This is a genomic window from Kamptonema formosum PCC 10802, from assembly GCF_000332335.1.
Lineage (GTDB): Bacteria > Cyanobacteriota > Cyanobacteriia > Cyanobacteriales > Oscillatoriaceae > Oscillatoria.
Map to the genome: position 1 here is coordinate 4,109,943 of NZ_KB235948.1, position 22,273 is coordinate 4,132,215.

General features: G+C 54.7%; 17 protein-coding genes. 8 read left to right on the forward strand and 9 right to left on the reverse strand.

Translation table 11 applies throughout. From position 1 onward, the window contains the following. Positions 1 to 115: 115 nt before the first annotated feature. From OSC10802_RS0117730 to OSC10802_RS0117745, 3 genes are all read left to right on the forward strand, one after another. On the forward strand, positions 116 to 1,414 hold the full coding sequence (locus OSC10802_RS0117730) for a glutamyl-tRNA reductase (protein WP_017718108.1): 1,299 nt from the start codon (positions 116 to 118) through the stop codon (positions 1,412 to 1,414). Positions 1,415 to 1,749: 335 nt separating this feature from the next. Beyond that, complete coding sequence (locus OSC10802_RS0117735; protein ID WP_017718109.1) at positions 1,750 to 4,836, forward strand: UPF0182 family protein; 3,087 nt, start codon at positions 1,750 to 1,752, stop codon at positions 4,834 to 4,836. A gap of 613 nt (positions 4,837 to 5,449) precedes the next feature. Then, on the forward strand, positions 5,450 to 7,039 hold the full coding sequence (locus OSC10802_RS0117745; RefSeq protein ID WP_017718111.1) for a glucose-6-phosphate isomerase: 1,590 nt from the start codon (positions 5,450 to 5,452) through the stop codon (positions 7,037 to 7,039). A 413-nt stretch (positions 7,040 to 7,452) separates the two neighbouring features. Here OSC10802_RS0117745 and OSC10802_RS44525 read toward each other — a convergent pair whose 3' ends face one another. Continuing rightward, positions 7,453 to 9,870 (reverse strand): pre-peptidase C-terminal domain-containing protein, encoded by a 2,418-nt coding sequence (locus tag OSC10802_RS44525; protein WP_017718112.1) that lies wholly within the window; start codon positions 9,868 to 9,870, stop codon positions 7,453 to 7,455. A gap of 599 nt (positions 9,871 to 10,469) precedes the next feature. Between OSC10802_RS44525 and OSC10802_RS0117765 the strand changes: the two genes are divergently transcribed. Both OSC10802_RS0117765 and OSC10802_RS56545 read left to right on the forward strand, forming a co-directional pair. Continuing rightward, positions 10,470 to 12,149, forward strand: coding sequence for an NB-ARC domain-containing protein (locus OSC10802_RS0117765; RefSeq protein ID WP_017718115.1), 1,680 nt, complete (start codon positions 10,470 to 10,472; stop codon positions 12,147 to 12,149). Between the two features lie 142 nt (positions 12,150 to 12,291). Next, on the forward strand, positions 12,292 to 12,378 hold the full coding sequence (locus OSC10802_RS56545) for a hypothetical protein (RefSeq protein WP_369797121.1): 87 nt from the start codon (positions 12,292 to 12,294) through the stop codon (positions 12,376 to 12,378). A 171-nt stretch (positions 12,379 to 12,549) separates the two neighbouring features. Here the strand turns inward: OSC10802_RS56545 and OSC10802_RS40710 are convergent, their stop codons facing one another. From OSC10802_RS40710 to OSC10802_RS50210, 4 genes are all read right to left on the reverse strand, one after another. Then, positions 12,550 to 13,140: a CAP domain-containing protein gene (locus OSC10802_RS40710; protein WP_017718116.1), complete on the reverse strand. Its 591-nt coding sequence runs from the start codon at positions 13,138 to 13,140 to the stop codon at positions 12,550 to 12,552. Between the two features lie 173 nt (positions 13,141 to 13,313). After that, entirely contained in the window at positions 13,314 to 13,817 is a 504-nt protein-coding gene (locus OSC10802_RS0117775) for a low molecular weight protein-tyrosine-phosphatase (protein ID WP_017718118.1), read from the reverse strand. 353 nt (positions 13,818 to 14,170) lie between these two features. Continuing rightward, a complete protein-coding gene (locus OSC10802_RS0117780) occupies positions 14,171 to 14,515 on the reverse strand; it encodes a YbaB/EbfC family nucleoid-associated protein (protein WP_017718119.1) in 345 nt (114 codons plus the stop codon). Positions 14,516 to 14,563: 48 nt separating this feature from the next. Next, positions 14,564 to 14,734, reverse strand: coding sequence for a hypothetical protein (locus OSC10802_RS50210; protein ID WP_155968009.1), 171 nt, complete (start codon positions 14,732 to 14,734; stop codon positions 14,564 to 14,566). A 68-nt stretch (positions 14,735 to 14,802) separates the two neighbouring features. Here OSC10802_RS50210 and OSC10802_RS50215 point away from each other — a divergent pair, with 68 nt between their 5' ends. Further along, the gene (locus OSC10802_RS50215; protein WP_155968012.1) at positions 14,803 to 14,952 is read left to right on the forward strand and encodes a hypothetical protein; all 150 of its coding nucleotides are present in this window, start codon (positions 14,803 to 14,805) and stop codon (positions 14,950 to 14,952) included. Here the strand turns inward: OSC10802_RS50215 and murB are convergent. From murB to OSC10802_RS50220, 3 genes are all read right to left on the reverse strand, one after another. Continuing rightward, positions 14,927 to 15,931, reverse strand: coding sequence for a UDP-N-acetylmuramate dehydrogenase (murB, locus tag OSC10802_RS0117785; RefSeq protein ID WP_017718120.1), 1,005 nt, complete (start codon positions 15,929 to 15,931; stop codon positions 14,927 to 14,929). The genes OSC10802_RS50215 and murB overlap by 26 nt on opposite strands. Before the next feature lie 100 nt (positions 15,932 to 16,031). Continuing rightward, entirely contained in the window at positions 16,032 to 17,591 is a 1,560-nt protein-coding gene (murC, locus tag OSC10802_RS0117790; RefSeq protein ID WP_026098585.1) for a UDP-N-acetylmuramate--L-alanine ligase, read from the reverse strand. Between the two features lie 776 nt (positions 17,592 to 18,367). Further along, positions 18,368 to 18,613, reverse strand: a complete 246-nt coding sequence (locus OSC10802_RS50220) for a hypothetical protein (protein ID WP_155968015.1) — start codon at positions 18,611 to 18,613, stop codon at positions 18,368 to 18,370. A gap of 361 nt (positions 18,614 to 18,974) precedes the next feature. Between OSC10802_RS50220 and OSC10802_RS0117810 the strand changes: the two genes are divergently transcribed. Next, positions 18,975 to 19,994, forward strand: a complete 1,020-nt coding sequence (locus OSC10802_RS0117810) for a type I glyceraldehyde-3-phosphate dehydrogenase (protein ID WP_026098586.1) — start codon at positions 18,975 to 18,977, stop codon at positions 19,992 to 19,994. 212 nt (positions 19,995 to 20,206) lie between these two features. Here the strand turns inward: OSC10802_RS0117810 and thiL are convergent, their stop codons facing one another. Then, entirely contained in the window at positions 20,207 to 21,217 is a 1,011-nt protein-coding gene (gene thiL, locus OSC10802_RS0117815; RefSeq protein WP_017718126.1) for a thiamine-phosphate kinase, read from the reverse strand. Positions 21,218 to 21,430: 213 nt separating this feature from the next. Here thiL and OSC10802_RS0117820 point away from each other — a divergent pair, with 213 nt between their 5' ends. Further along, positions 21,431 to 22,087 carry a Uma2 family endonuclease gene (locus OSC10802_RS0117820; protein WP_017718127.1) on the forward strand — a complete coding sequence of 219 codons (657 nt, stop codon included), beginning with the start codon at positions 21,431 to 21,433 and terminating at the stop codon, positions 22,085 to 22,087. Positions 22,088 to 22,273: the final 186 nt, after the last annotated feature.

The window sequence follows — 22,273 nt, forward strand, 5'->3', positions numbered from 1 at the left end:
CTGTGGGCTGCTGGGGCGAGAGATCGCAAGACTCTTTGCCCAGCCCCCAGTCCCCAGCCCCCACTCTGCAGGAGTCAATTAGCAATTAGGTTTTGAGAAATTAGCAAAGGGTAATATGAATATTGCGGTTGTAGGTCTTAGCCACAAGACAGCCTCCGTTGAAATTCGGGAAAAACTCAGCATTCCAGAACAGCAGATAGAAACAGCGAGCGCTGCCCTGAAAGCGTACCCGCACATCGAAGAAGTGGCCATCCTCAGCACTTGCAACCGCTTAGAGATTTATCTGGTAACCAGTGAGACGGAGCAAGGCGTGCGGGAAGTAACGCAGTTTCTGTCTGACCACAGCAAACTTCCAGGACACCACTTGCGCCAGCATTTGTTCATCTTGCTGCACCAAGATGCGGTAATGCACTTGATGCGAGTGGCTGCCGGTCTGGACAGTTTGGTGCTCGGAGAGGGTCAAATTTTGGCTCAGGTGAAAAACACCCACAAACTGGGCCAGCAGCACAATGGCGTCGGGCGGATTCTCAACCGGCTCCTCAAGCAGGCGATCACCGCCGGCAAGCGAGTCCGCACCGAAACCAATATCGGCACCGGCGCGGTTTCTATCAGCTCCGCAGCGGTGGAGCTCGCCCAGCTGAAAGTGCAGAATTTGGCCGGCTCTCGGGTGACGATTGTCGGTGCCGGCAAAATGTCCCGCCTCCTGGTACAGCACCTGCTCTCCAAAGGAGCCACCCAGATCTCGATTGTCAATCGCTCAGCGCGGCGAGTTCAGGAATTGACCGCCCAGTTCCCGGAGGCCGGCCTGCGCTATGTGCCCCTGCCGGAAATGATGCCGGCGATTGCCGAAACCGACATCGTGTTTACCGGCACGGCAGCTACAGAACCCCTGCTCGACCGCGCTAAACTAGAAGCCTTCTTAGACCCCAACCAGCCTTTGATGCTGATCGACATTTCCGTTCCGCGCAACGTGGCGGCAGATGTCAAAGGGCTGCCCAACGTTCGCGCCTTTAATGTGGACGATCTCAAAGCAGTTGTGGCTCAAAACCAAGAAAGCCGGCGGGCTATGGCAATGGAAGCAGAAGGGCTGCTCGAAGAAGAGGTGGAAGCGTTTGATGTCTGGTGGCGCTCTCTAGAAACTGTCCCCACGATCAACAGTCTGCGGGACAAAATCGAAACCATCCGCGAGCAAGAGCTGGAAAAGGCCCTCTCCCGTCTCGGATCTGAATTCGCTGAACGTCACCAAGAGGTGATTGAAGCTCTGACGCGGGGGATTGTCAATAAAATCCTGCACGACCCAATGGTGCAACTGCGGGCCCAGCAGGACATCGAGGCCAGACGCCGCGCTATGGAAACCCTGCGCCTGCTGTTTAACCTCGATTCGGAAGCTGTTTCCAGCGAGCAATACAGCTGAGCTGGTGGGGGCGTAGCTCCGATTTGGATCTGTCAGCTGTCAGTTATTTTCGTGAGTGGGCTAAAGCCCAACTACAAACTTTTGGGCTAAAGCCCAACTGCGAACTTTTGGGCTGAAGCCCAACTACTAACCTTTGGGCTGAAGCCCAACTACTAACCTTTGGGCTAAAGCCCAATTACGAACTTTTGGGCTAAAGCCCAACTACGAACTTTTGGGCTGAAGCCCAACTACAAACCTTTGGGCTGAAGCCCAACGGCGAACTTTTGGGCTAAAGCCCAACTGCGAACTTGACAGTTGACATCTCTCTGAGCTGCAGTGTATAATATAAAATTTGTATGCAGGCAAAGTCTTGGAACCGGCAATTGCGGTGGGCTGCACTGCTACTGGGGCTGTGGCTGGGATTCGATTTAGTCGCTCACCTGGTGGCGGAAAGTTTGTGGTTTCAAGAAGTCGGCTATTTTGAAGTTTTTTTATTGCGAATACAAACTCAGGGCGGATTGTGGGCAGCCGGGTTTGCAATCACTGGCGGCTTTCTCCTGGGAAATTTGGCGCTGGCGCAAAAGCTCAAGCACCCAAACCCTCAAGACATCCCCCGTGCCGGTGGGGGCTTTCCGCCACGAGAAGTCATGGGGTGGCGCTTGCTGCTGCCCTTGGTGCTGGGGCTAGAACTGTTGCTTGTGCTGGTGCTCCTCCACTATGGCCAAGAGGCGGTCACATACTGGCATCAGGATCTGAGCAACCAGAATGTCTCTCCCCCCTTACCCTCGCCGTTCCGGCCTGAGTCTGTCGTCCCAATTGTCCGCCACCTGCGCTCCCAGTCTTGGCAGCTGGGGGTGCTGCTGGCACTGGCAGTCGCCTTGCTGATTAAACCCCAGTTTGTCTTGAGCGCGATTGCGGTAGCTCAGAGCTTGGGGTTTGGTATGGTTCTCTCGGCACACTGGGCCAAAGTGTTGCAATATTCCCACCCGATCGCCTTTCAGAGCACTGACCCCCTATTTCACCTGGATATCAGCCGGTACGTCTTTGCTCTGCCCATCGGGGAACTGCTGGAATTTTGGCTTTTCGGACTGTTTTTGTACGCGCTGCTGGCGGTATCCCTGATTTACCTGCTTTCCGGCGATTCCATCTCTCAGGGCAGTTTTCCCGGCTTTTCCCAGGAACAGCAGCGTCACTTGCACGGGTTGGGCGGATTGGTGATGCTGGGGGTGGCGCTTTCCTACTGGCTGCGCCGCTATGAGTTGCTGTACTCCCCGCGTGGGGTGACATACGGCGCGAGTTACACCGATGTCACGGTGCAGCTGCCGGCTTATACAGTGCTGAGTCTCCTGGCAGTTTTCCTCGGCGGGTGGTTGCTGTGGCGGACGATTTTCTGGACTCCCACCCAGTGCCGGCTGCCAAATCCGGAAGAAATAAGGAAAAGAAAAGGAAGTCAGGGCAACCGTGCCGGTGGCCCGATAGGAAATTGCCCCTACCCACCGCAACTGGTTTATGGCTTGACAGCCTATGTGGCGATCGCAGCAGTGGCGGGCGGAGTGTTACCGGTCGCGGTGCAGAGACTGGCGGTGCAGCCCAACGAGCTGGTGCGGGAGCGACCCTACATTGAGCGCAGTATCGCCTTCACCAAAGAAGCTTTTGATTTGCACAATATCGAAGAAAGAACCTTCGAGCCAGAAGGCTCCCTCACCTTAGCTGACTTGCGGCGCAATAGCGAGACGATCCGCAACATCCGCCTGTGGGACGCTCGCCCGCTGCTGGAAACCAATCGCCAGCTGCAGCAAATCCGGCTTTACTACAAGTTCCCCAGCGCCGACATTGACCGCTACACCCTGAAGAAAGAGCAAAGAAAACCCAGGCAGACCTCCCGCCAGCCGGAGCGGAACACAGGGGGCTCAGCGGTTCCGGAGAGAATTTCCCCCCAACCTGTGCCGGCAACTGAAAAGCAGCAGGTGATCCTGGCGGGGCGGGAGCTAGACTACAGCGCAGTGCCTCAGGAGGCTAAGACCTGGGTTAACAAACACCTGGTCTACACCCACGGCTACGGTTTTACCATGAGCCCGGTGAATACGGTTGGGCCAGGGGGGCTGCCAGACTATTTTGTCAAGGATATTGGGGAGGGAGCGCAGACGCTGCGCACCTCCAGCGAGCGGATTCGGGACAGCATTCCCATTGACCACCCCCGGATTTACTACGGCGAAATCACCGACACTTATGTGATGGCACCCACTAGGGTGAGGGAGCTGGACTATCCCAGTGGGGAGGAAAATGTCTACAACACCTACGACGGCACCGGCGGGGTGCCGGTTGGCAGCTGGTGGCGGCGGGGGCTGTTTGCCAAGTACCTCAATGACTGGCAGATGGTGTTCACCAGCAATTTCACTCCCGAGACGAAGGTGCTATTCCGCCGCAATATTAACGAGCGGGTGCGGGCCATCGCGCCGTTCCTGCGCTACGACAGCGACCCCTACCTAGTCGTCGCTCGGGCCAAGATATCCAAGGCGGCACCGGCACCGGGGGAGAACAGCAACCTCTACTGGATTGTTGACGCCTACACCACCAGCGATCGCTACCCGTATTCAGATCCGGCTAAAGAGGGATTTAACTACATCCGCAACTCTGTTAAAGTCGCGATTGACGCCTACAGTGGCAGTGTTGCTTTCTACGTGGCTGACCCCTCTGACCCGATTATTGCCAGCTGGAATGCCATTTTCCCCCATTTGTTCAAACCGCTGCGCGACATGCCGGTGACTCTGCGCACTCACATCCGCTATCCGCTGGATTTGTTCGACATTCAGTCGGAGCGGTTGCTGACTTACCACATGACCGACCCGCAGGTGTTTTACAATCGGGACGACCAGTGGCAGGTCCCCACCGAAATCTACGGCAGCGAAATCCGACCGGTGGAGCCGTACTATTTGATTATAAAACTGCCCACCGCCAAGTCAGAAGAATTCATCCTGCTCCACCCCTTTACGCCCACAAAGCGGAACAATCTTATCGCTTGGCTGGCGGGCCGGTCGGACGGAGAAAACTACGGGAAGCTGCTGCTGTACCAGTTTCCCAAGCAGCGGCTGGTCTACGGGCCCGAACAAATTGAGGCCCGCATTAACCAAGACCCAATTATCTCCCAGCAGATTTCTCTGTGGAACCGGCAGGGTTCGAGTGCTATTCAGGGGAATCTGCTGGTGATTCCGATTGAACAGTCGCTGCTCTATGTGGAGCCCCTGTATCTGGAAGCGACGCAAAATAGCTTGCCAACGCTGGTGAGGGTGATTGTTGCCTATGAAAACCGCATTGCTATGGCAGAAACCCTGGAACTGGCACTGGAAGCGATTTTCCAGCCGGAGACAATCAAGGTGCCGGTGATTGTCAGTCCCATTGAGGGCGGGGAGGTGCCGGTGCCGGCTGTACCGCCCCAGCGCTAGGCGGTCTGGCGTTGGGTTATATAGCAATGGACAGGAAGTTTAGGACATTAGGACAGGCGAGACGCCTGTCCTACGTCCTGCGAAGTATAGGCGTAGGTACGGCGTTCGCCGGGCCTCAGGATCTAATGTCCTAACCAATGTGGCTTGTGCTATAGCAGTAGACAGTCTGTTTAGTACAAGGTATCTCACTTGTTAGTAGAGATAGGGAGCGGAGGGAACGCCTGTCCTACGTCGTAACCTGAGTTTTGGGCCGGAGAGACTTTTGGCTAAGTCTTCAAACATATTTTATGTATTTTTTGGCGTTAAAAGCTTTATGCAGAGTAAGATAGGGCTAGTCTAATTATATAACTTACGGATAATTCGCGATCGAAAAGACTGCCGGTGCGACCCGAGTGCCGGCGATAACTGCCGGGGGAGCGCGGTGGCTCTGGAAATTGCCAATGCCCCATGCCCAATGCCCCATGCCCGGTGCCCCATGCCCTGGCGGAGGAATCCCGTCAGAGGGGTGACATTGTTAAAATTCTGCGGATTCTGGCGCAGCCAGCTATCCAGTCCGATAAACTGCTCTCGGTAGACTTGTGATTGGTGAAAAAACTATAAGTTGAGGCTTGTTATGGATGCTGCTGCTCTCTGGCAACGATATCAGGACTGGCTCTACTACCATGAGGGGCTGGGATTTTACCTGGATGTCAGCCGCATGAGATTCGATGACGCTTTTGTGGGAGCTTTGAAGCCCAAGTTTGAGAAGGCGTTTAAAGATATGGCGGCTCTGGAGGCGGGGGCGATTGCCAACCCGGACGAGAACCGCATGGTTGGCCACTACTGGCTGCGCGATCCAGATTTAGCGCCATCACCGGCACTCAAGCAGGAGATTGTGGAAACCCTGGAGCAGGTGGAAGCCTTTGCCGAAAAAGTCCACACCGGCGCGATCCACCCCCCCTACGCCCCCAAATTTACCGATGTCCTCTCTATCGGGATTGGCGGTTCTGCCCTCGGACCGGAATTTGTGGCGGCGGCGCTCGCGCCAGATTTACCGCTGATGGGGATTCACTTCATCGACAATACGGACCCCGCCGGCATTGACAGCACGCTCTCCCAGCTGAAAGACCGGCTGAAGAGTACACTGGTAATCGTGATTTCCAAATCTGGGGGAACGCCTGACACCCGCAACGGCATGGTTGAGGTTCAGCACGCTTACTCGCTTCACAACCTGAACTTCGCCCAGCATGCGGTGGCGATTACCGGACACGACAGCGGTTTGGACAAACTCGCTAAGTCAGAGGGCTGGCTGGAGACGTTCCCCATGCACGACTGGGTGGGGGGGCGCACCTCGGAAATGTCTGCGGTGGGGCTGCTACCGGCAGCTTTGCAGGGAATTGGCATTGGCGAGATGCTTGCCGGTGCGAAGGAAATGGACGTGGCGACTCGGGTGGCGGAGATTAAACGCAATCCAGCCGCTCTGCTGGCGCTGAGCTGGTATTATGCCGGCAATGGGCGCGGCGAAAAGGACATGGTGGTGCTGCCTTATAAAGACTCCCTGCTGCTGTTCAGCCGGTATTTGCAGCAACTGGTGATGGAATCTCTGGGGAAAGAGAAAGATTTGGAGGGGAATACTGTCTGCCAGGGGATTGCGGTTTACGGGAATAAGGGTTCGACGGACCAGCACGCCTACGTGCAGCAGTTGCGGGAGGGGGTGCCGAATTTCTTCGCCACCTTTATTGAGGTTTTGGAGGACAGGAATGGGCCATCTCCGGAGGTGGAAGCCGGTGGGATTACCTCGGGGGATTACCTGTCGGGTTTCTTGCAGGGAACGCGAGAGGCGCTGTTTGAAAATCTGCGCGATTCGATTACGGTGACAGTTGGGCAAGTCAATCCGGGGACGGTTGGGGCGTTAATTGCGCTGTACGAGCGAGCGGTTGGGTTTTACGCTTCTTTGGTGAATATTAACGCTTATCACCAGCCGGGTGTGGAAGCGGGGAAAAAGGCGGCGGCTGCGATTTTGGATTTGCAGAAGCGTGTTTTGCAGGTGCTGAAAGCGGAGGGTGCGCCGATGACTTTGGAGGCGCTGGCGGAGCGTGCCGGTGTTCCCGATCGGGTAGAGTCGATTTACAAGATTGTGCGCCATCTGGCGGCGAACCGGCGCGGTGTGGTGTTGCAGGGAAATCTTGCTGAGCCGGCGAGTTTGAGGGTTTCGGCGAGTTAGGGTGAGAGATCGGGTTTCTGATGGGAGAAACCCGATTTTTTACGGGGGTTGATATGGGGGTGCGGTTGACCTGGAAATGTGCTGGCAATCTTTGTTAAGTAGAAGCCGAATAATTATAGCCTAAATGTGCGTCCTTAGTCTTAATATTGCGAGCAATTGGCGAGGCCGCACAACCTTAGCTGGTGGTAGGTGCACCGACTGGCGCTGCAAACTTGGCACAGTCAAGAGCAGCACTAGCAATCGAGGGGCAACTCCCAGACCTTCCAGGGGTAAAATCGCCCCTCAAATGGCTAATTTACACTGCGAACATCCCGTTCTTGTCTTTGCGCCGGCGTCCTGGCCCGCTATTGTTATAGAGGAGAGCGGGCGAGATGCCTGCCCTACTGAGGACGCCGGCGTTAAAACTCGTCTTCTTACGCACTTTGGGAACTTCCATTTTGCCGAGCGACGAGCTGCGAGTTCTGAGACGGCAGGCTATACTCTTGTGCAGCGCCGTAGTTAACGTTAAAACCGATATCCCTTAAAGTGGCAACCGTCAATTGGCTGGTGAGTTGCTTCTCGTCCTTACTACCCGATTCAACCATTATTTCGATGTCAAAGTCTGGGATCTTGCGCCAGTGACCCAAGTCAGAACCTTCACCTTCGCCAACAGTTAGCTCCACAGGAGTTTCTGAGAACGTACCCAGAAGTTCTCCATAGTAAGTGCCAGCGTAGGAATCTTGCTTGTAAAGTCCCTTTTTCGAGTCAGCAATCAAGTTCCGATCCTCCCAGAGAGTACCAATACCCAGAACGTGCGCGAACTCATGAATCATCGTGTCATACAAGAATCTCTGATTGGCACGGGTGTCACTTTGAGGATTGCTGTTGAGAGAAGCCTCACCAACAATAGCCATCTCGCGGCGATTCAAGTCAACAGAAACCTGTCTCGGCCCCGCTGAAGCCAGCACATTTGCATCCTGATTTTTAGCAGTAGCATCAATTCTTATCGTGTGCGGGCCCTCAAAAGTGCTGTAGGAAATCAGTTGTTCGATCCTGTGGGCAGCTTGGCGTATGGTATTGCGCTCGGTTTCAGTAAGGTCTTGCGTTCCCTCGCCGAAGTTGAGGTCAATAGAAAATTTCCGAAGATCGCTAGCCGCCGGCGTGAAATCCGTGCTCACCGTGTAGTTGGCTGTTTGTTGGTTGAAGCTCTTAACTTGCAGAAAATAACTAGTTGACGGCTGGAGGAAGGCGCGAATTGACTCGTTGCCGGTGCCTCGCTCCCACTGCCAAGCGACTACCTCTATTTCATCATCATCGATAAAGCCATTGCCGTTGCGGTCTGCTACTGGATCGACTTGACCGTTCCCGTTGAAATCCCGGATCAGCCGCACGTCAGCATCGCCGGTCAAACCCGTCAGGTCAGCGGTGAAGATACCAGACTCACCCACTGTAAAGCTGTAGTAGCTGTCAGATTTGCTAGCACTGACCTGTCCGGTTTCCGAGAATTTTGCTGAATTTTCAACTTTCGCCGCTGTCAAAGCAGAGTCGGGAGTTCGAGCCGGTGGGGACGGTGGGGGTGTTGGGGCGCTCACCGATAGGCTAAGATTGTAGGTGGTATCGCCGTCGCCCTTATTAACTGCGATAAAGTAAGTGCCAGCGGGCAAAGCGTTTGTCGCAATCGCTTCTGCAGCGTTACCCGGCGATGCGGAAGACTCGATCTCCTCATTCTCGTCGGCAACGCCATTGCCGTTTGTGTCCTGAATCAGTTTCAAGTCGGCATCGGCGCTCAAGTCTTGCAGGTTGACGCTGAGGTTCCTACTCTCAGAGAGAGTGAAGTGGTAGACGTCTTGTTCATCTGCGTCTCCCACGAACTCATTCAAGGTCTTGCTGCTACTGAGGGTGCCCAGATCCGTGGCTGTGTTCAGGGTATTGCCGGCAGTATCTGCCGGTGGCGTGAAAGGCGTAGCTGACAGGCTGAGGTTATAGTTGGTATCGCCCTCGAACTGCTCAACCAGAACATAATAGGTGCCTGGGGACAACAGGCTGCTAATTTCTTCGGGAGCCGCACCTTCAGCGCTTGAGGCATCCAATGGCTCATATTCATCTACCACGCCATTGCTATTGGAGTCTTCTATGAGCGCCAGATCGGCATCCGCACTCAAACCGTTGAGGCTCAAAGTGACGGTGCTGGCTGTATTCAGGGTGAAGCTGTATATCTTCTCGGTGCTAGCATTGCCCACGAAGCCACTTCGGGTTGCGGAGCCAAGGGTTCCCAGGCTCTCCGCTGCGCTCAGGCTGATTTCCGGAGGTGGCGGTTCGCTCTGCCGGCCCTCCTCTATACCAAATTGACGGTAGTGTTTAATAGCGCTCAATCCCCCCGGGCTGACCGCTTTAGCCACATCTGGGTTCTGCTGCATATAATAGCCGGTATCGAAGTCAGGGCCAAAGTTGCGGTTTTCATATTGACCGTATTTGACGAAGTGTTCCATGCCGGTGAGGGGATCTTTTTGACCCGCGCTCGCTTGCACGGCTGCGGCGACATCAGGGTTATTGGCGATATAATCATCGGTATAGAATTCTGCCATCGTGTCGCGCTTTTCAAATTGACCGTTGTTTACGAAGTGGTCGATGGCTGTAACTTGCCCTTTTTCGACTGCTGTAGCGACATCTGAGTAAAATTCCAGATAAAACGTCGTGTCAAACAGGGCGCTGGGGTCCCGCTTCTCAAATTTACCGTACTCTTGAAAGTGTTCCAACCCACTGCTGAAACCGCCAGAGGAAACTGCCTGCGCCACGTCCTGGTTCTGGGCGAGATAAAAGCTTTCGTCGAATAGAGCGTTGGTGTCTAACATTTCCTGACAGATGAGCCTTGATTTATAGAGAGAAAATAGAGCGGACTTGTGTTTATCCTGTTGCAAACAACTTGTGCCGAAGGGGAGAAGGCTTGTCCTGCTAGTCCCGACATCCAGATGTCCGCGAACAAACCTGAGTTAAGTCTCCTGTTCGGGGAGATGATGATTTTCTCTCCCCTGATTTCTTTCCCCTAATAATCATTAAAGCTTCCGCCCTAAATATCAAGCACATTTCCGGATCACTTTGCCAGAATCAAATGATCCAGATTTGTTCTTGACACAGCTTTTATCAAAAAGTATAATTTTAAACCCTAAAATCCTAACCCCTGAGACAGCGGGGGGTGAGACAACCCACAGAGCCACCGGCACAAGCAGAGAGTTCCACACTCGCCAACGCCTCAAACCTGCGAATTTCCGGGCTTTTTGCCCAGTTCTGCCTCCCGTGCTGGAAATTCTCGGGCGTGGCACAATTCTGCGTTTCCCGCCCCGTCTCCCTCAAAACACCGGCAGTTCACCCAGTACATTTCCGGATCACTTCGTTCCAGTGTAAAATGATCCACACATCATCCCAAAAAAACTATTGACAATAAATTCAGTAAATGGTAATAGGGAGAACTCTCAAAGCATCTACTCCAGGACTGACAAGGATCAAGCAAGCCAGAGAGCGAATCACCCAGGAAACCGGGTGGGCTGTCAATAACGAACAGTGGCTGCTGGAAGCAGGCAAGTTCCTGCCGCCAGTCAGAAGCGGGAAAAACATCGTTGCAGGAGCCGTGTCCATTGGGACTTGGAAGCGGTTCCTCACCGGCAAACCCATCAAACCCACCAATTTCCAAGCTTTCTGCCAGGTTTTGGGGCTGAACTGGCTTGAAGTCGTCGAGGGGGACACCATTCCGGGCGCTCGGGGGGAAAAGCCGCCTTCCCAAATCGCCGCCCCCCCACACCCGCCGGCGGGAGACTCTCGGCTCGCCTCCCCCGCACCGGCACCGCGCCAAGACTGGGGAGAGGCGATAGACGTCTCCTTATATATAGGGCGCACCTGGGAACTCGCCACGCTGAAAAAATGGATCGTGGATGACGGCTGCCGGCTGGTGGCCCTTTTGGGGATGGGCGGCACCGGCAAAACCTCTCTGTCCGTCAAACTGGCACAACAGCTCCAGCACGAATTTGAATTTGTCATCTGGCGCAGTCTCCAAGATGCCCCTCCCGTCAGCGACACGCTCGCCACTCTGCTGCAATTGCTGTCCAACCGGCACGAGACGGATGCCGGTTTGCCCGAAAGCACAAGTCAGAGAATCACGCGACTGATTGATTGCTTGCGCCGGCACCGCTGCTTGCTCGTACTCGACAGTGCCGAGTCCATCATGCAAGCCGGTGCAAGCGCAGGACAGTATCTCAAAGGCTATGACGGATATGGAGAATTAATCAAACGAGTCGGAGAAACATCCCACCGCAGTTGCTTGGCACTCACCAGTCGCGAGAAGCCTCAAGAGCTGGCACTGCTGGAAGGAGAAACCCTACCCGTTCGCTCACTGCAGCTGACTGGTTTGAACGAGGAAGAAGGACGCTCAATTTTTCAAACCAAGGGAGCCTTCGCTGGGACACCCGATGAATGGAAAGAAGTAATTCAACACTACGCCGGAAATCCGCTAGCCTTAAAACTTGTTGCTTCCGCCACTCGCGAGGTATTTGGCGGCAGCATTTCCGAACTTGTCAAATATTTAAAATCAGGGTGTTTTCTTTTTTCTGATATTGCTCAACTTCTAGACCGGCAATTCAATCGCCTGACAGATGCGGAACAAGAAGCGCTCTACTGGCTAGCGATAAACCGCGAACCGATTTCTTTCGCAGCCTTAAAAGAGGCTCTTGTATCCCCCGCTTCAAAACACGAGTTACTAGAAACTCTGAAATCCCTGAAAAGGAAATCGCTGATAGAAACAAGAAGTAACGCGATCTTCACGCTACACCCGTTTGTCAGGGAATATGCGAGCGCCAGATTAAGATCCCAAATTTGTAAAGAGATAAAAACCGAAAAGCTTGCCCTTTTCAACAGCCACGATCTGCTACAACCTCAGGCAAAAGACCGCTTGAGGGACATTCAGACCCGCCTCATCCTGCAGCCGGTCAAGGACAGACTGCTCAATCTTTTTGGGGGCAAAAGCAATGTAAAAGCTCACCTGAATCAACTTCTCTCAGAGTGGGGCAGCAAATATCCGCAAACACCCGGCTATACCGCCGGCAATATTTTATCCCTGCTCAGCCTGCTGAATCCAGACTGAACCGGCTGTGAATTGTCTCATCTAACAGTTTACCCTAACTGCCGGTGCGTTTTACTGACACAGCTCCGATGGAGAATTTTTAGCTGCCGGTGGCGCTAAAGGAGAAATCCACCTGTGGCGAGTTGCGGAGGGCCAGCAAATTTTGACCCTTGAGGGACACGCCGGTTGCGTGCGTTCAGTCGCCTTCAGTCCCGATGCTAAAACCTTACCCACCGGCAGTTCCGGTTGATTTTTAAACCGCAGAAGGGGAGACGCAGATGAAGGCGGAATTTATCTCTAGAACGCCGGTTTATTAAAAAAATCGGGTTCCTTAACCTCACTGCAAACATTGTAGGGGGCCGCACTCCCAGAGAGCGGTTCCCTACTTTTTTACGAACTGGCATCACCGGTTGGGGTCAAGTCAATAAACTTTTTGCCCGATATAATTTCCCTTGGGATTGTACTGACAAACTAAGTAGTCGTTCCCGCCGCCAGTAGCCAAAGCGCACCCCACTTCTGTGGTATTGCGCCAAATGACTTGGGTGTAGTGACCGACATCTTGCCAATTCCCACTACTGGAGACATTTGGAAAAGTGCCGGCGACGAAAAATTTCTTTTCGTTGCCCCAACTCTCTACCATCTGCGTGAAAGAAAAAGCTCCGGCAGTCCCCATCCAGAGGTTTTCTCCATAAGAGGCAGATCCACTGTGTTTAAATTGACCTGTTGAAGCCAGTTGTTCTGCCCACTTCTGAGCCGCAGTTGCCACAGTGTCAGACCATTTTAGTGCGGGCACGCCCACTTCTTGCCGGTATTTATTGTGAGCGGCTAAAATCTCATCTTTGTTAATTGTTCGCGTGGTTTGTGCGAACAGCTGGGAGGAATCAGATATCTTTTGAGTCTTCGCTGTTGCCGGTGCCTGCGCCGCTAGATTAAAACTCGCTGTGATAGCAGCAAACCCTAAACCAATTCCAGCGGCTAGTGCCAGAAAAGTTTGCTTGTATAGTTTACGCATGATGGATAACTCCTCACTAATGAGATGTGTGCGGATCTGATTGCGCCTAACAGGTTTGTGGCCATAAATCAGGAAACTTTAACAAACCTGTTTTTCCCTTGTTACCAGCCTGAAGCTGAGAACGATAACTCGCCGGCTCTGCCGGCAGATGATCGAGCGGACTAATGTATGTTTTATTTTCCCCCCTTACTGCTAACATCTGAAAGCTGATTGCCCACAACTTCCTGCAGCAAGCCGTCACAGGCATCAAAAAGCAAATCGATGACTTGATTAAATCCCTCTGGCCCGCCATAGTAGGGGTCGGGGACTTCCTGGAGGTCATGGTGCGTGCAAAAGTCGCACATCATGCGCACTTTGTCGCGATATTTGCCGGCGGGGTCAAGGTAAAGAATATCCCGGTAATTCTCCCGATCCATCGCCAGAATTAAATCAAATTTCTCAAAATCTGATTTTTGGAACTGGCGAGCTTCACCGGTGAAGGTCATTCCCCGCGCAATGGCGGCGGCGACCATGCGCCGGTCGGGGGGGCGGCCAATGTGATAGCCGCCGGTGCCGGCGGAGTCGCAGACAATCCGGTCGCTGAGATTAGCTTGCTCAATCAAGTGATTCATGATATTCTCAGCTGCCGGTGAGCGGCAAATATTGCCGAGGCAAACAAACAGGAGCTTGTAGGGCATCAGGGATTCTTGCGCTTTGTACAGTAGAAAGTCCGCACAATTCCTGTCAGCGAGGCGACAAACACCGCCTCGGGCTGTCTCGTAGCGGACTGTCTTCTATCTTAAGATAGAAAGAAACCAAGGTTAAATTCTGCAACTAATTTGTCCTATAAACGTTAAGAAAGCCGGTTTCTTAAAGAAACCGGCTTTCTCGCCGCGCGGGGTTTTCCCACTCTCCCCGAAAATAAGAGAAGCCGGCGGCTGACTTGCCCTTATCACAAAATGGAGGCTTTGTCAACTGCCGCCAGGCAAATTATCCAGCAAGCGTGCCGGTGTTCAACCGCTAGGGAGCCCAGCCACTTTGTGAAAGGAAATTACAGACCCGGGAGGTTGAGTCCCCCTGTGAGTTCTTCCATGCGCTCCCGCATCGTGGCGGTGGATTTGTTGTAGGCATCTTTCATCGCCGCCAAGACGAGTTCAGAAACCACGTCCGCTCCTTCTCCCAGCGCATCTGGTGAAACTTCCACCCCACGGGGTTCTTGGTTCCCACTCAGGTAAATCTTGACCAAACCGCCACCGGCTTGTCCCTCGATTTCCATTTGGTCGAGTTCTTCCTGGAGCTTTTTCGCTCCTTCTTGTACCTGCTGGGCTTTCTTAAAAGCTTCGGTCAGCTCTTTCATTTTCCCCAGACCGAAGCCAAATCCCTGTCCTTTTGTCATAATTCCTTGACTCTGTATCGATTAGGCTTGTTTTTGACAGACTCTCATCTAAGCGCTGGGCGCTTGCAGCGGGCTGATAGACCGGTCGAGTGTGAGCGACCAGCTCGTTCTCACCGGCGCATGGGTGGGGGCAGCGTGAACTGGCACGCCAGCGCGGACTCCCTGCGATTTTACCAGAGAGCGAGGTGCGGGCGACCGACGGGTGCTACAGATAACCATCTTATCAATTGCGACTGCCCCTAGGAGAAGGACAGGCGAAATGTCACCGAAAAAGCCAAGAGTGAAAAGTGACCGCCACAAACGGCGCTAACTTTTCACTCTTGACAGAAATGGTCCCCCGCCGCACCGGCGCAGCCGCCGGCACTGTCAGCCAGCTCAGCTGCGAGTCACGGCGCGAATGGCGCGAGATGGTTAAATCGGTTGAAATTCTCCGATGATCTTAACTTCTGGTTCTAAAAGCAGAGACCACTGCTTTTCCACCTGCTCCTGAACGTAGCGGATCAGCTGGAAGATGTCGCTGGCTTTCGCCCCACCACAGTTGACAATAAAATTAGCGTGGCGCTGGGCGACTTGGGCACCGCCTATCTGGTAGCCCTTCAGGCCGGTGTGTTCAATTAACCAGCCGGCTTTGTGGGGAGTGGGATTGCGGAAGACACTGCCACAGCTGGGCAAGTGATAGGGTTGGGAGTTCTGCCGCTGCTTGAGATGGTGTTCCGTTTCCGCCATCACCTTAGCGGGATCAGCGCCGGGGCGCAGCTGGAACGTCGCCTGGGTGACCAGGCGATTGCCGCCTTGCAGCACCGAGGTGCGGTAGCGGTAGCCCAGGTCTGGAGGGGTGAGAATTTCAACCCTGCCGTCAGGATTGAGGACGTGGGTGTTCACCAAGATATCTGCAGCGCAGCTGTGGTGGGCACCGGCATTCATCACCACAGCGCCGCCAACGGTGCCGGGAATGCCAACCGCCCACTCCAGCCCTTGCCAGCCGCGCTCAGCAGCTTGCCAAGCGAGGCGGACGAGAGGTTCGCCGGCAGCCACCGTCACCGTGCCGGTTTCGGCATCGAAGTGGGTGTGGCGCAGGTAGCGAGTGCAGATCGTCAGCCCGGGGAGCCCCCGATCGCTGACGAGCAAATTGGAGCCGGCACCTAAAACCGTCACTGGCAGCCCTTCAGAGAGCCCCCAGTAGAAACCCGCTTGCAAATCTTCCAAGCGGCGGGGAGCGAGATACCACTCAGCCGGCCCGCCCACGCGATAGGACGTTAAAGTCGCCAAAGGCACCCCGTACTTGATCTGGCAATCCGTTCCGGGCAGGGAAATTGGAGAGCGTTTCAGCGTCTCTTGTTTCAAAAAATTGGCCTCCGGAGTGGCGAGCGCACCAGAAGCGTTGAGGGCAACAGCAGGATCGTAGGAGAGAGTCATGATAATCCCAATGCTTGAATTCTTATAGACCTACTTTAAAAGTTGGTCAAAGAGATTTGGTTCAGGTTGTCTTAGCGGACTTGCAGCCTGCGCCTTTCGGTTAGGCCGGATATCGGTTTTCCCCAGCTATGTGCCGCTCAGCGGTTTGATAAAAGGCCATTACCTCTGGAATTACCTGATTCAAGTTGCCCGCTCCCAGAAACAGGGCGATGTCACCCGGAAGCAGCGTTTCAGTCAGGAATGCAGAGACTGACTTGAGGGAAGGTTGATAGTGCACCTGGGGGTGGACAGAAGCAATCAAATCTGCAACTAGCTGGCCGCTGACTTGGCCCAAGTCGGGCTCACCGGCGCTGTAAATATCTGTGATCGCAACGATGTCGGCATCGTCAAAAGACTCGGCGAATTCATGCAAAAATGCCAGGGTGCGGCTGTAGCGGTGGGGTTGAAAGATCGCCACAACTCGCCGCCCGGCAGTTAACCCCTGCCCTCTGGCGTGCAGGCGAGCCGCTGCCAGGGTGGCGCGGATTTCGCTGGGGTGGTGGGCGTAGTCATCCACAAACAGGATGCCGCTGCACTCGCCCCGATGCTCAAAGCGGCGGCGAGCCCCCTCGAAGGTGTGCAGCCCCTGAGCGATCGCGGAAAAGTCTAAGCCGAGCTTTCGACCGACTGCCACTGCAGCCAGGGCGTTGCTGAGGTTGTGCTGGCCGAGCACCTGCAAGTTCAGCTGGCCGAGAATTTCTCCGCGCTCCCAAATCCTAGCCGTGGTGCCGTCAGACCGGTATGCCACGCAATCTGCGGTGTAGTCAGCGCCCGAATTTGGATCGAGGCTGTAGCTAATTGCCGGTTTGAGGCGGTCGCGGACGGTGGGGCAGTCGATGGAGCCCACCACCGTCTCACAGTTTTGGGCGAACACCTGGAAGGTGGAGATCACCTGCTCCAGGGAAGAGTAGTGGTCTGGGTGATCGTGCTCGATGTTCGTCACAACGCCGATCAGGGCGGCGAGCTTGACGAGAGATCCATCCGACTCATCCGCCTCTGCCACCAGATAGGGCCCTTCTCCGAGACGGGCATTTCCTTCCCAGGCACTCACCTCTCCTCCCACGACTACCGTTGGGTCGAGGCCGGCATGGAGCAGCAGATACCCAATCATGCTGCTGGTGGTGGTTTTACCGTGGGTGCCGGCGACGGCGACGCTCTGATAATTCTGAATCAGGGCGGCCAGCAAATCGGACCGGTGAAAAATTGGGCATCCCAACTCCAGGGCGGCTCGATACTCGGAGTTAGCCGGATTGATGGCTGTTGAGCAGATTACCTGCGGCGAGTATGCCTGTGCTGGTTTTGCGCCGCCGCACCGGCCTGAGTGCCTCAAAGTTTCAGCTGTCTCACCGGCCAGTTCCCCCTGACGGGCGGCCACTGCGGCCAAGACTTCTCCCTCGGCCTCCCCTGCCGGCTGAAATGCTTTTAAATTGCTTGCGTCCTGACGCCAAAAGATATGAGCGCCGATTTGCTGCAACCGCTGAGTAATGTGGCTGGAGCGAAGATCCGAGCCATACACAGGCAGCTGACGCTTAGCCAGAATATAGGCGAGGGCTGACATTCCAATTCCGCCAATTCCGATGAAATGGAATGGCCTGCCGCTGAAATCCACAGATGTCGGCATATTTAGCTCCTTACACACCACACCACGCCAATGACACGCGATATCATATCAAGAATTTCTTTTTTGCGATACAGCCCTCAAGAAAATTTGCGTAATTTCCCCTAGGCTGTTTGGGCCGATCCAGACAGGCGACTGCGCTGGAAACTGCGATTCTTTGATTATTATTTATCTATCCTGCGACTCTGTATATCTTTAGGTTCTAAATACATGGCTCCTCCAGCCTTTTCCTGACAAACTGCGGGTTCCGCTGGCTGCCGCGACTTAGCCTTTGAGCTGTCTCGACACCCATCTTAACGGCGACTGACACGACTGTCCAACAATCCAGCCTGACTTGAGCTTTCAGGCTAACAATTTAATGCGCCACGGGAACCGCCGCACTCGCGACGAAAGCCTTCTGGCTTTCCCCGGCGTTGAATCTTTCAGTTGCCTGCCGGCAAAATTAATTTTTTTACGCTTGCTTAATTTCCTTATCCCCCCAGGCGAGATCGGGGCCCCCGCTTGGCCTGCTGGCTGCCCGCTCGCCATTATACTGGTCAGGCTCCCGATTTTCCTCTGCCGGGCGAGAGGGACGCCAGATTGTATTAAAATTAATTAAGCGGATTTCATGTCAGGTCGCAGCGCTGCGGCTATGTCTCCTTCCCCGGACGGTTTTGGCGCGCCTCAAATGGCCATTTGAGCCGGCTTGTGGCGGAAGCTGGCTGGAATCCGCTGGCTGGGGCGAGGCCAATCTGGGTTGGCCACAGCCCCCGCTGCCACTTTTGCCATCGCCCCAAGGTTTAAGGCCAACCTCGGGGCGAATGTTCGCCACACCGGCACTCTTGGGTGCCCCAGGAGAGCCGGTGCAATGTCCAGCGCTCTCCGCACGACCCATCGCACCGGCCCTGTCCTGGGCCACCGGCACCCCACGCGCTCTCGGCGGTAGCGGCCCACAGGCCCCCCCACACGAACAGCTGGCGCAGATGCGCTGTCAACTTCACCATGATGGCACCGGCGTCCAGGAACTCTCGGCGGCTCTCTCTCAAATCCGGTTAATTGCTTTTCATGTTTTGCCAAGTGGCCAAAACCCCTGAAGATGATGCTGGCAAGAATTTTAACGGATGGAAGCCGCAAGAGAATATAAAATAAATATAAAATTTGTAAAATTTAAGGCGGCTGGGAATGGCCGGCAGGCCCAGACTCGGGCCTTGTGGGGGGGGGCCGGTGCTGCCGGTTGGGCCAGGGCCGACGTCGTGGAGGAAGCAGTTTGAGGGACTGACAGCCGGGATTGGGGAAATGGGGATCGGGGAAATTTTACCTGAGATCGGGGGGAAAGATTGTACACCCTTCGCGATATGATGTGGGGATTACCGGGTATTTGTTTAATTACACAGAGGGCAAGACGCAGTGATAAGAGTCGCGATCAACGGTTTTGGGCGCATTGGACGTAACTTCATGCGCTGCTGGCTTGGCAGAACTAACAGCCAACTCGATCTCGTTGGTATCAACGACACTTCCGATCCAAAAACCAACGCTCACTTGCTGAAGTATGACACGATGCTGGGGACGTTGAAGGATGTGGACATCAAGGCTGATGACAATTCCATCACCGTCAACGGCCATACAGTCAAATGCGTTTCGGATCGCAACCCCTTAAACTTGCCCTGGGCGGAATGGGGAATTGACTTGATCATTGAAGCCACCGGCGTGTTTGTTGACACTCCCGGCGCATCTAAGCATATGCAAGCAGGGGCGAAAAAGGTGCTGATCACGGCTCCCGGCAAGGGTTCCGACATCGGCACCTACGTCATGGGCGTCAACGATAAAGACTACGAACACGACAAGCACAGCGTCCTGAGCAACGCCAGCTGCACGACTAACTGTCTGGCACCGGTGGTTAAGGTGATCCACGAAAACTTCGGGATTATCAAAGGCACGATGACCACCACCCACAGCTACACCGGCGACCAGCGGCTGCTGGACGCCAGCCACCGGGATGTCCGGCGGGCGCGGGCTGCGGCGATGAATATTGTGCCCACCTCCACCGGCGCTGCCAAAGCGGTGGCTCTGGTAATCCCTGAAATGAAGGGCAAACTCAATGGTATTGCCATGCGGGTGCCCACCCCCAACGTGTCGGTCGTGGACTTTGTGGCTCAGGTCGAGAAAAAGACCTTCGTTGAGGAGGTCAATCAAGCCCTGCAGCACGCTGCTGAAGGCCCAATGAAAGGCATTCTGGAATACAGCGATCTGGAGCTGGTTTCCTGTGACTATCGCGGTCACGATGCCTCATCAATCGTGGACGCCAGCCTGACGATGGTGATGGATGGCGACATGGTTAAGGTTGTCTCTTGGTACGACAACGAGTGGGGCTACAGCCAGCGGGTTGTTGATCTGGCTGAACTGGTGGCTCAGAAGTGGCCTAAATAACAGTGCCTTCGTTCCCAGTAGGGGCGCACCGGCTGTGATTGGTGTCAAGTTAAGATCCGGGCGATTGAAATCGCGGCTATACACTTAAGCTCCCGGCGATTGAAATCGCGGCTACACAAACCAAGTCCGCCTGCGCGGACTTAAGAGAAGAGCGGGACTTGACACAGATGAATGGCTGTTCGCCCCTACCGCCCGGGAACGAGACAATACTTTCAAAAATGCTGAAAGCCCCGGCTGAGCGTCAGTTGCTCGTCGGGATTTTTGCGTGTGCTGTCTGCTAGCCAGACACCAGCTTCTGTTGTGGTCCTCCCCACTATCGCCGCACCGGCACCGAGTTTCATTATAAATCTCTCGGCGGCTCCCACCGGCAAGCACAGCACCAGTTCAAAGTCTTCTCCCCCGTACATAGCCCACTCCAGCGCGCGCTCTGCGGATACCAGGCGGCTGAGTGCGGGCGGTACGGGAATTTTGCTGCGCTCAATTCTGGCTCCCACTCCGCTGGCTTGGCAGATTTGCAGGATGGCGTCTGCTAGGCCATCGCTGCTGTCCATGCCGGCCACTCGTGGGGAGTCGCCGGTGGCATACCACAAAAAAGGCAAACTGTCAAGCCGGGGTTTGGGGCGCTGGTGAGCTTGAATGAGGGCCTCTCGCTCCACTTGAGTGAGGTTTTGGCCGAGTTCTGGGTGGAGGAGCAATTCCAAACCGGCGCGGGAGGCTCCGTGGGAGCCGGTGACGATAATAGCGTCTCCCGGTTGGGCGGCTGAGCGGCGGATGGTGCGTTTCGGATCGGCTTGGCCAAAAGCAGTGATAGAGAGGGTGTTGACCGGCGAGCGGACGACATCGCCGCCGACGATAGCAGTATTGTACTGCTGGAGGCAGCCGGTGATTCCCTGGTAGAGGCGCTGCACCCAGCTCACAGGAGTGCTGCCGGTGACGCCCAAACCGACGGTGATCGCCAGGGGGGAGGCTCCCATTGCCGCTAAGTCGGACAAGTTGGCGGCGGCGGCGCGCCAGCCGGCATCTTCTGGGGAGGTAGTGCGGTCGCTAAAATGCACGCCATCTACCAGCATATCAGTTGTGACGACTAAAGATTGTGCCGGTTGGATGTCAATAATTGCAGCGTCATCCCCCACGATTTCTGGGGGACAGAATTGCTGCAAGAGTTTGAGGAGTCCTTGCTCTCCGATGTCTCGAACTTGCGGGGAAGGGGATTGATTGGTCACGAGTTTTTGGGTGAGTGGGGGGGAATGAACCGCCTTAGACGCCAAGACGCCTAGAGGGGATAGAAGAGAGGCAGAGGGAAGTTCGCTCTCAGTCAAGTTTACTTTTTTAGGGTATCTTATAGGAAGATTCTGCTGTTCCGCTCTATGGCGCGGGCCAAGAGGGCAGCCAGACTCTAGTAGTGTTTTCAGTAGAGGCAAATTTTGGTGAGTTCCATGCAAGTAACTACTGAACAAAATATTTATCCTTCAAGTGACGGTCAGCCGATGGCGGATAGCACAATACAGTACCAGTGGATAACCACGATTAAAGGCGGTTGTGACGCCCTGTTCAAAGACATCGAGAATGTGTTTGTCGCGGGAGATTTGCTCTGGTATCCGGTGGAGGGAAACCCGAATATCTGCCAAGCGCCCGATGTGATGGTGGTGTTTGGCAGACCCAAGGGAGACAGGAAGTATTACGGACAGTGGCTAGAGGAGAATATAGCGCCGCAAGTGGTGTTTGAGGTGCGCTCGGAAAGCGACATCCAGATAAAGATGGATAAGAAATTCGCATTTTACAGTCGCTACGGAGTGGAGGAATATTACCTGTATGACCCAAAGGATAGGGAGTTGAGAGGGTGGCTGCGCACGGAGGGAGTGTTAGAGGTGATTGACCCAATGGCGGGGTGGGTGAGTCCGCGTTTGGGGGTGCGGTTTGAGTTGGGTAAGGAGGGGTTGGAGCTCTACACTCCCAATGGGGAACAGTTTCTTGATTATCTGGACCTGTATGAGCTGAAGGAGTTGGAACGAGAGCAAAAGGAGTTGGCGGAACAGCGAGCGGAACGATTGGCGGCGCAGTTAAGAGCTGCTGGGATTGAACCGGAGGTGTGATTCCAATTTTCTTTGGGGATTAAAGAGAATACGGCAGGTTGAAACCTGCCGCTATACAGACAAAGCCCGCCTGCGCGGGCTAAATTGGATTGCGGTTAATTAACGTGGCATAATATAACAGGTTGGTGGCGGGAGCGTTTCTATTTGATTTGTGAAAGGGTAGAAACCGGGGAACTTCGGCGAAAC

Bases quoted from the DNA above. Each gene is read 5' to 3' on its own strand.
- OSC10802_RS0117730 (WP_017718108.1), top strand. From the start codon at position 116: ATGAATATTGCGGTTGTAGGTCTTAGCCACAAGACAGCCTCCGTTGAA.
- OSC10802_RS0117735 (WP_017718109.1), top strand. From the start codon at position 1,750: ATGCAGGCAAAGTCTTGGAACCGGCAATTGCGGTGGGCTGCACTGCTA.
- OSC10802_RS0117745 (WP_017718111.1), top strand. From the start codon at position 5,450: ATGGATGCTGCTGCTCTCTGGCAACGATATCAGGACTGGCTCTACTAC.
- OSC10802_RS44525 (WP_017718112.1), bottom strand. From the start codon at position 9,870: ATGTTAGACACCAACGCTCTATTCGACGAAAGCTTTTATCTCGCCCAG.
- OSC10802_RS0117765 (WP_017718115.1), top strand. From the start codon at position 10,470: ATGGTAATAGGGAGAACTCTCAAAGCATCTACTCCAGGACTGACAAGG.
- OSC10802_RS40710 (WP_017718116.1), bottom strand. From the start codon at position 13,140: ATGCGTAAACTATACAAGCAAACTTTTCTGGCACTAGCCGCTGGAATT.
- OSC10802_RS0117775 (WP_017718118.1), bottom strand. From the start codon at position 13,817: ATGCCCTACAAGCTCCTGTTTGTTTGCCTCGGCAATATTTGCCGCTCA.
- OSC10802_RS0117780 (WP_017718119.1), bottom strand. From the start codon at position 14,515: ATGACAAAAGGACAGGGATTTGGCTTCGGTCTGGGGAAAATGAAAGAG.
- OSC10802_RS50210 (WP_155968009.1), bottom strand. From the start codon at position 14,734: ATGGTTATCTGTAGCACCCGTCGGTCGCCCGCACCTCGCTCTCTGGTA.
- murB (WP_017718120.1), bottom strand. From the start codon at position 15,931: ATGACTCTCTCCTACGATCCTGCTGTTGCCCTCAACGCTTCTGGTGCG.
- murC (WP_026098585.1), bottom strand. From the start codon at position 17,591: ATGCCGACATCTGTGGATTTCAGCGGCAGGCCATTCCATTTCATCGGA.
- OSC10802_RS0117820 (WP_017718127.1), top strand. From the start codon at position 21,431: ATGCAAGTAACTACTGAACAAAATATTTATCCTTCAAGTGACGGTCAG.